General features: G+C 47.0%; 5 protein-coding genes. 2 read left to right on the top strand and 3 right to left on the bottom strand.

Annotated features, from left to right (window positions below; genetic code table 11):
- Window positions 1–274 precede the first annotated feature (274 nt).
- Window positions 275–778, bottom strand: a complete 504-nt coding sequence (locus H6G48_RS06025; RefSeq protein WP_190720084.1) for a DUF29 domain-containing protein — start codon at window positions 776–778, stop codon at window positions 275–277.
- 148 nt (window positions 779–926) lie between these two features.
- Here H6G48_RS06025 and purL point away from each other — a divergent pair, with 148 nt between their 5' ends.
- Together purL and purF are read left to right on the top strand one after the other, a co-directional pair.
- The gene (gene purL, locus H6G48_RS06020) at window positions 927–3,197 is read left to right on the top strand and encodes a phosphoribosylformylglycinamidine synthase subunit PurL (RefSeq protein WP_190720087.1); all 2,271 of its coding nucleotides are present in this window, start codon (window positions 927–929) and stop codon (window positions 3,195–3,197) included.
- Window positions 3,198–3,334: 137 nt separating this feature from the next.
- Window positions 3,335–4,798, top strand: a complete 1,464-nt coding sequence (gene purF, locus H6G48_RS06015; protein WP_190720081.1) for an amidophosphoribosyltransferase — start codon at window positions 3,335–3,337, stop codon at window positions 4,796–4,798.
- An 8-nt stretch (window positions 4,799–4,806) separates the two neighbouring features.
- Here the strand turns inward: purF and H6G48_RS06010 are convergent, their stop codons facing one another.
- Together H6G48_RS06010 and aroA are read right to left on the bottom strand one after the other, a co-directional pair.
- On the bottom strand, window positions 4,807–6,522 hold the full coding sequence (locus H6G48_RS06010) for an ABC transporter ATP-binding protein (protein ID WP_190720077.1): 1,716 nt from the start codon (window positions 6,520–6,522) through the stop codon (window positions 4,807–4,809).
- Window positions 6,523–6,717: 195 nt separating this feature from the next.
- Window positions 6,718–8,058 (bottom strand): 3-phosphoshikimate 1-carboxyvinyltransferase, encoded by a 1,341-nt coding sequence (gene aroA / locus H6G48_RS06005; protein ID WP_190720075.1) that lies wholly within the window; start codon window positions 8,056–8,058, stop codon window positions 6,718–6,720.
- Between the last annotated feature and the right edge of the window lie 426 nt (window positions 8,059–8,484).

Here is an 8,484-nt window from a genome sequence, read left to right as displayed (position 1 = left end):
ATAATTTTGCTAATAAACATAGCAAAATTATAGATGATTTCCTGACCTAAGATCACATTTTATTCTTTTTTCCACTTCAATCTAAGAATTGAGAAAAAAGCAAAACCCTCCATTATACCATAAAAAAATTATGCAAGAGGTCTAATCTCGACAAGATAACGTCGCACCTGTTTAACAGTTGCCGGTTGCCATTGACGCAGTTTAATTTCCAGTTCTTGAATCAGGGCATCCATATTTCAGTTTTGAAAGCCAATATTATCAGGATAACATGGGTCTAAGTAAAAGGAAAATCGTCGAAGTAATGATCGATATCAATCGGGAACCAATCCCCATCTAATACCTGTTCGAGGGAGAAAGGAGGCTCGACAGGAATCGCGTCGCGAGTGACTGCTTTCGCTTGTATTAAAGTTTTCCGAGCGTTCGAGTAGGCTTTTTGAAAATAATCCCGCGCGTGGTTGGTGAGAGTAGTAGTTTCTAGCCACTCTCCTAGTTGAGTTCGGAAACCGGCGATTTCTCTTACCCAGTGACAGACGTTGCGTTCTCGCTCCCGTTCCGATTTGTGATAAGCTAACTTAAACAGGTGTTCGATAAGTCGGGTTAATAAACTTTCTACAGCCCGTCTGTCACTTTTCCCCAGGCACTCCACTTCCTCGATCAGATTTTCCCAGTCCACCTCATCAAACTTTTTTAGCTTTAAAAGTTCGGCGGTTTTTGAAGCCCAGAGAACAAAATCCTGATCGTATAAGGCTTTCATTGATAAAGCTGTTTCTACTGCCATAGTTTCGTTCCAACTGATCATAAAACTATGTCTTTAGCTTAACTTTACTAGCGCAAACCCTTTTAACTTTTTTGTCTTTTACTAAGCATTGTAACTCGATCTCATCAGACGTTATACAATGAATGTTGTCCCTCGATCGCATTGTCCCATGACTACCCCCTTCACTGCCGCAGAAATTGCCTCAGAAGGCATCAAACCCGAAGAATACGAAGAAATAGTCAAAAGACTGGGAAGACACCCCAACAAAGCCGAATTAGGGATGTTTGGCGTGATGTGGTCGGAACACTGCTGTTATAAAAACTCCCGGCCGCTGCTCAAACAATTCCCCACCACCGGCGAAAAAATTCTCGTCGGTCCGGGGGAAAATGCCGGAGTAGTGGATTTAGGCGATGGATTGCGATTAGCCTTTAAAATCGAGTCCCATAATCATCCTTCTGCGGTGGAACCGTTCCAAGGTGCCGCTACCGGAGTCGGAGGCATCCTGCGCGATATTTTTACCATGGGGGCCCGTCCCATTGCTATCCTCAACTCCCTCCGTTTTGGTAACTTGGAAGATGCCCGCAATCGTCGCATTTTTGCCGGAGTCGTGGAAGGAATAAGTCATTATGGCAATAGTGTGGGCGTTGCCACGGTGGGCGGTGAGATCTACTTTGATAATGCTTACAATGGCAATCCCCTCGTTAATGCCATGGCTTTAGGGCTAATGGAAACCGAGGAAATCGTCAAATCCGGGGCAAAAGGCCTGGGAAACCCGGTTTTATACGTTGGTTCTACCACCGGCCGCGACGGTATGGGAGGGGCAAGTTTTGCCAGTGCCGAATTAACCGATAAATCTATGGATGACCGGCCCGCGGTGCAAGTGGGCGACCCTTTTCTGGAAAAATCCCTGATAGAAGCTTGTTTAGAGGCATTTAAGACCGGCGCGGTGGTGGCGGCCCAGGATATGGGGGCCGCTGGGATCACCTGTTCTACCTCCGAGATGGCGGCCAAGGGAGGGGTGGGAATTGAATTAGACCTCGATAAAATACCCGTCCGGGAAACCGGGATGGTTCCCTACGAATATCTGCTGTCGGAATCCCAAGAAAGAATGTTATTTGTGGCAGCATCGGGACGAGAAGGCGAATTAATCGAGATTTTCCATCGTTGGGGACTTCAGGCTGTGGTCGCTGGCCAGGTAATTGCCGAACCGATCGTCCGTATATTATTTAAAGGGGAAATTGCCGCCGAAATTCCGGCCGCGGCCCTAGCGGATAATACTCCGATTTATCATCGGGAATTACTAACAGAACCGCCAGAATACGCCCAAAAAGCTCAATTATGGCAAGATAGCACGATTCCTATTCCCGAATCCTATAACGAGATTTTATTAAAACTGCTTGATAGTCCCTCGATTGCCTCAAAACGCTGGATTTATCGTCAATATGATCATCAAGTCCAGAATAACACCGTTATTCTCCCCGGGGGGGCCGATGCAGCCGTGATTCGCGTGCGTCCTCTGGGTGCTAATCCCGCCAATTCTCGGCGAGGTGTAGCGGCGACTACAGATTGTAATCCGCGATACGTTTATCTTGATCCCTATAACGGAGCTAAGTTGGCCGTGGCGGAAGCGGCCAGAAACCTTAGCTGTGTTGGGGCCGACCCCATTGCTGTCACGGATAATCTCAATTTCGGAAGTCCAGAGAATTCAATCGGTTATTGGCAATTAGCCACTGCTTGTCAGGGGATTGCCGAAGCTTGTCGGGAAATGAATACACCGGTGACTGGGGGTAATGTCTCTTTGTACAACGAAACCGTTGATGCAGCTGGCAGCCCCCAGTCTATTTATCCGACTCCCGTGATTGGGATGGTGGGATTGGTGCCGGATATCGGGCAAATTTGCGGCCAAGGTTGGCAAAAAGCGGGGGATTTAATCTATATTTTGGGTTTCTCCTTGCCAACTATCGGCGCTTCCGAATATTTAGCCGTTATTCACGGTTTGGTGACGGGAAAACCGCCGGTAATTGATTTTGAATTAGAAAGAAAGGTACAAGCGGCCTGTCGTCGGGGAATCCGCGCCGGTTGGGTGAAATCTGCCCACGATTGCGCGGAGGGAGGTTTAGCCATTGCTCTGGCAGAATGCTGTATTAGTGGCCAATTAGGGGCAGAAATTGACCTTTCTTGGCACAATCAGGGCCGTTTTGACGCGGTGTTATTCGGGGAATTAGCTAGTTGCATTATCGTCTCCGCTTCCCCCGAAAATCAGCAAGATTGGGAAGAATATCTAAAGACACAATTAGGAGACTATTGGCAAATAACCGGCAAAGTTAGCGAAAAAAGCGATAATCTTTTGATTCTTGACCGGAATAAACAACAGGCGATCAATGTTAGTCTAGAAACTATACAGCAAGTTTGGTCAAAAGCGATCGAAAGAAGACTGTAATCTTGAGGCCGTCAGCTAGATAAGATGGCTAATTATAGCGATAAATAAAGGCTGATAGCTGATCAATAAATCGTTAAAAGAAGATTAAGATCGGTTAAGATTTTGTTACCAAAGTATTCTGCAGCCCCAACCTTCCCATGTCTAGCCATCCCGACTCATATCTATCCTTGAACCGCGTCGATAAGCCTGAAGAAGCCTGTGGAGTTTTTGGACTCTATGCCCCCGAGGAAGAAGTAGCAAAACTGACCTATTTCGGACTCTATGCCCTGCAACACCGAGGACAGGAATCGGCAGGTATTGCCACCTACGACGGGGAAACGGTGCATTGTTACAAAGAAATGGGCTTAGTTTCCCAAGTTTTTAACGAAACTGTCCTTAAAACCTTGCCGGGTACTCACGCCGTCGGTCATACTCGTTACTCTACCACTGGTTCTAGCCGTCGCGCCAATGCCCAACCTGCTGTGATCGAAACCCGTTTAGGTAAACTTTCCCTAGCACATAACGGCAATTTAGTCAATACTTTTGAGTTAAGAAATGTATTAGAAAAGCGCGGTTGTGATTTCGGCAGCACCACCGACTCGGAAATGATCGCCGTCGCTATCGGCCAGGAAGTGGATAGTGGCAAGGATTGGATACAAGCGGCGATCGATGCCTTTAGCTATTGTAGCGGGGCTTACAGCCTTGTTATCGGCACACCGACGGGAATTATCGGGGCGCGGGATCCCAATGGTGTCAGACCCTTAGTAATTGGGGTTTTGCAAGAAGAAGGTCATCCCCCCCGTTATGTTTTAGCTTCGGAAACCTGCGGATTAGATATTATCGGGGCCGATTATCTGCGGGATGTGCAGCCGGGGGAATTAGTTTGGATTAGTGAAGATGGCTTATCTTCGGTGGATTGGGCCATGAAACCGGAGAAAAAATTATGCGTTTTCGAGATGATTTATTTTGCCCGTCCCGATAGCATTGTCCACGAGGAATCTTTATATACTTATCGGGTACGTTTGGGGGAACAATTAGCCAAAGAGTCGCCGGTAGAAGCAGATATGGTGATGGGAGTTCCCGATTCGGGTATTCCGGCTGCGATCGGATTTTCGCGCATTTCTGATATTCCCTACGCGGAAGGATTGATTAAAAATCGTTATGTGGGACGGACTTTTATTCAACCAACCCAACACATGAGAGAGTCGGGAATTAAGATGAAATTGAATCCTTTAAAGGATGTTTTACAGGGAAAAAGAGTTATTATTGTTGATGATTCGATCGTGCGGGGAACCACTAGCCAGAAATTAGTTAAAGCTTTACGGGATGCCGGAGCAAGAGAAGTTCACATGAGAATATCTTCTCCTCCGGTGACTCATCCTTGTTTTTATGGCATTGATACGGACAACCAAGAGCAATTAATTGCGGCAACTAAATCGGTGGCGGAAATTCAGGCACAAATCGGGGTGGATAGTTTAGCTTATCTCAGTCACGATGGGATGTTAACAGCAACGAAGGAAGAGCCGAAAACCTTCTGTACTGCTTGTTTTAATGGCGATTATCCGATTCCTGTACCCGATAATATTAAGCGATCGAAGTTGATTTTAGAAACAGTTAAATAGCCTCAAGGCTAAATCCTCTGAAAACAATCGGCAATTTCCTGGGGAGTTAGAAGAGAATTGGGATAACCGGAAAGTTGTCCTAATTTTTGTGCTAATAAAACTGCTTGGGGTGGAGTTAGATAGGTTTTGGCTAAGAGATCGGTTTGATGATAAGCTTGCCGGATTGGGGCATCTAAAAGGATAGTTCCTTGACCCATAATAATTACTCTTTCGGCGTATTCTGGCATTAAATAGAGGTGATGGGTGATCACAACCACCGTTTTGCCCATCTGGTGTAATTGACGACTCACCTCTAAAATTGCCTTAGCCCCTTGGTAATCTTGGCCGGTGGTGGGTTCATCGAAAACAACTAGACGCGGTTCCATGGCTAAAATTGCCGCAATCACTACCCGCGCTCGATCGCCTTTCGGTAAGGAGAGAGGATGATAGGAGCGATATTCTAGCAATCCCATGGCTTCTAGACTTGCTTCCGTGCGTTGGGTAACGATTTCTGGAGAATAACCGAGATTAGTCAGGGCAAATGATACTTCTTTCTCCACAGTGGTGTTAAAAATCTGATTATCGGGATTTTGGGCCACATAACCGATCGATCGGGCTAAATCACTGACAGAAAAGCTATTGGTCGAACGTCCATCAATCATAACTTGACCGGTGGTTGCCGAGAGAAGATTGAGAAAATGCTTGACTAAAGTGCTTTTTCCTGCGCCATTTTGACCGATAATCAGCAGATATTCCCCTTCGGCAATATCGAGGGAAACATCCCGCAAAGCGGTAGTACCATCGGGATAGGTATGGCAGAGATTTTTAACCCTCAGTAGGGGGTTTAAGGGGTCAGAAACCGACGATAATGGAGGGGTTGTGGTGCTATGATGGTAAAAGGATTTAAGCTCGTTTAAACCAGCAAAACCGCGGTCTAGGGTGACAGGAATGGACTCAATCGCCCCGATTTTTTGATCGATCAAAGCAAAAGTAGTGGCCACTTGCGGGGGACGCAGGGCATTTTCCTGTAAACGCTGTACTTGGGAGTAGATCTCTGCCGGGGTTCCCATGGCTTCGATCGCACCTTCCCTTAATAGTACCAGGCGATCGGCATATTCGGCCATTTCCTCGGCCGCGTGGGAGACCATCACAATAGTGACACCGAGATGGCGATTTAATTCCTTAATGGTGGCGAAAACTTCTTGGGCTCCCACCGGATCCAGTTGGGAGGTGGGTTCATCGAGAATTAACAAAGCGGGCTGAACTGCGAGAGCGGCGGCGATCGCTAATCGTTGTTTTTGTCCTCCCGATAGTTCCCCCGGGGATTTTTTTTCCATTCCCTCTAACCGGACTGCCGCTAAAACTTTGGGAATACGCGCTTTAATTTCCTCTCGCGGTAGCCGTAAATTTTCTAGGGTAAAAGCGATTTCATTTTCTATCGAAGTGGCTAAAAGTTGCGTTTCGGGATCTTCAAATACTGCCCCCACATAGCGGGCCAAGGTGCTAACGGGATGGGTTAAAGTGTCTAAACCGGCTACTGTTGCATAACCAAAAAAACGCCCTCCGTAGAATTGGGGGACAATACCGTTAAGAGTTAAACAGAGAGTAGTTTTTCCCGCACCTGTGGGCCCGATAATACCTAAAAATTCTCCTCGATGAATTGCCAAAGAGATATTTTTAAGCACTAGATTGGAGGATTCGGGATAAATATAGGAAACTTTCTCTAATTGGGCGATGATTTCCATTATCGGTGGGGAATAGAAGACGGGAGTGGGGTAGATAGGGAGATATTTTTCAGGGAAATGGGAGTTAGGGACGCTTCTATTTTTCGCTACCTCGATCGATGAACTTGATTATCACACAGGCGGCCTACTACTCTGTGATTTATCCCGCAATTGTACCAGTTACTCCTCGCCCACTCGCAGAAAAACTTAATATTTTCACTCTTGACAAATTTGCTTTAAGGTGCTGAAAAAATCGGGGTAAGAAATGCCGGCCGCTTCAGCGCGATGGATAGTGGTGGGTTGACGGGAATTGAGGGCAGCGATCGCTAGACTCATGGCAATGCGATGATCGGTAAAACTGTCCACTGCCGTGCCGAATAGGCCTGTACCGCCGGTAATCTCTAAACCATCGGGTAATTCTGTTACTTTTGCCCCTAGGCGATCGAGTTGGGTGGCCATCCCTGTCAGGCGATCGCTTTCCTTCACCCGTAATTCCTCGGCATCCTTGATAATTGTCGTTCCTTGGGCAAAAACCGCCGCAACTGCCAAAATCGGAATTTCATCGATCAGACGGGGTATAATCTCACCGGCGATCGTGGTTGCCTGTAGTTGACTGGATTTCACCCGCAGATCCGCCACTGGTTCCCCCGTCACCACCCGTTGATTTTCGAGGGTGATATCTGCCCCCATTGCCTGTAAAACCTGTAAAACTCCAGTTCTAGTCGGGTTTATTCCCACATTTTCGATTAATAACTCGGAATTAGGCACGATTGCCCCCGCTACCAACCAAAAGGCCGCCGAACTGATATCTCCCGGTACGATCACCGTTTGTCCAGTTAAAGTGGGATAACCCGTCACCGTGACGCTATTAGTCTCCCCATCCACCTCAATATTCGCCCCAAAAGCGCGCAGCATCCGTTCACTGTGATCGCGAGATAAAGCGGGTTCCGTGATCGTGGTTTTCCCCTCGGTTAACAGTCCAGCGAGGAGAAGACAGGATTTTACCTGTGCAGAAGCGACGGGAGAATAGTAGTGGATCGGTTGCAGAGATTCCCCAGAAACGGCTAAAGGAGCCAAAGAATGGGCTTTTCTGCCCCAAATTTGCGCCCCCATTTCCTTGAGGGGTTTCACCACCCTGGACATGGGACGCGATCGCAGGGAAGCATCGCCGGTAACGACAAAAAAACGGTCCCGATGACCGGCCAATAATCCTAACATTAAGCGGATCGTCGTGCCGGAATTGCCCGCGTCGAGGATTTCTAAGGGTTCCTCAAGATTGCCTAAACCCCTACCTTTGACGATTACTTTCTCGCTGTTGAGTTGGGAAATTTCCACACCCATGGCACGAAAACAACTAGCGGTACTGCGGGGATCTTCGCCCAATAATAACCCATGAATAACAGTTTCTCCTTCGGCGATCGCCCCTAACATCAGGGAGCGATGGGATATGGATTTATCGCCGGGGATGGTGATTTTTCCCCGTAATCCCGTGATTTTACCCGGATCGATGACTAAATCTTGATGGGATTGGAAGGGGTTAAGGGTGACAATAGACATGATCGTTAGGCAGATGAAGACAAGCTCGATCTATTTTCCCCCTTTACCTCGCCCTTTCCTTGTCAAGTTATGTAAAGAATATTAAGCTAGAAGCATTCAGTCATCAGTTTTTTATCATGCCCACTACTGCCCAAGAAGTTTATAATCAAGTGGTTTGTCACTTATCATCTGGGGAACGTTTACGATTGGCCACAATCATGGGTAGATTGGCGATTTAGCGCAAAGGAGGCTCGAATCAAGCTCAAGCAACTTTATCCATCAATCCAGGATTGAATAAGTAGTAGGGCCTGTTCAGTAATTTGTTGAGCTACTTTTGACATCTCCCCGCTTTAAAAAGACGGGGATTCTAATCGGTGAATAGAAGCGGGTTGAAACCGCGCTTCTATTCGATTACGATATATTTTAGAAAGGCTATCCAATTTATAT

Source organism: Microcystis flos-aquae FACHB-1344, assembly GCF_014698375.1.
GTDB lineage: Bacteria > Cyanobacteriota > Cyanobacteriia > Cyanobacteriales > Microcystaceae > Microcystis > Microcystis aeruginosa.
The sequence above is the reverse complement of the archived record's forward strand: the minus strand, read 5'-3'. Positions and strand labels throughout refer to the sequence as shown.

Bases quoted from the DNA above. Each gene is read 5' to 3' on its own strand.
- H6G48_RS06025 (WP_190720084.1), bottom strand. From the start codon at position 778: ATGGCAGTAGAAACAGCTTTATCAATGAAAGCCTTATACGATCAGGAT.
- purL (WP_190720087.1), top strand. From the start codon at position 927: ATGACTACCCCCTTCACTGCCGCAGAAATTGCCTCAGAAGGCATCAAA.
- purF (WP_190720081.1), top strand. From the start codon at position 3,335: ATGTCTAGCCATCCCGACTCATATCTATCCTTGAACCGCGTCGATAAG.
- H6G48_RS06010 (WP_190720077.1), bottom strand. From the start codon at position 6,522: ATGGAAATCATCGCCCAATTAGAGAAAGTTTCCTATATTTATCCCGAA.
- aroA (WP_190720075.1), bottom strand. From the start codon at position 8,058: ATGTCTATTGTCACCCTTAACCCCTTCCAATCCCATCAAGATTTAGTC.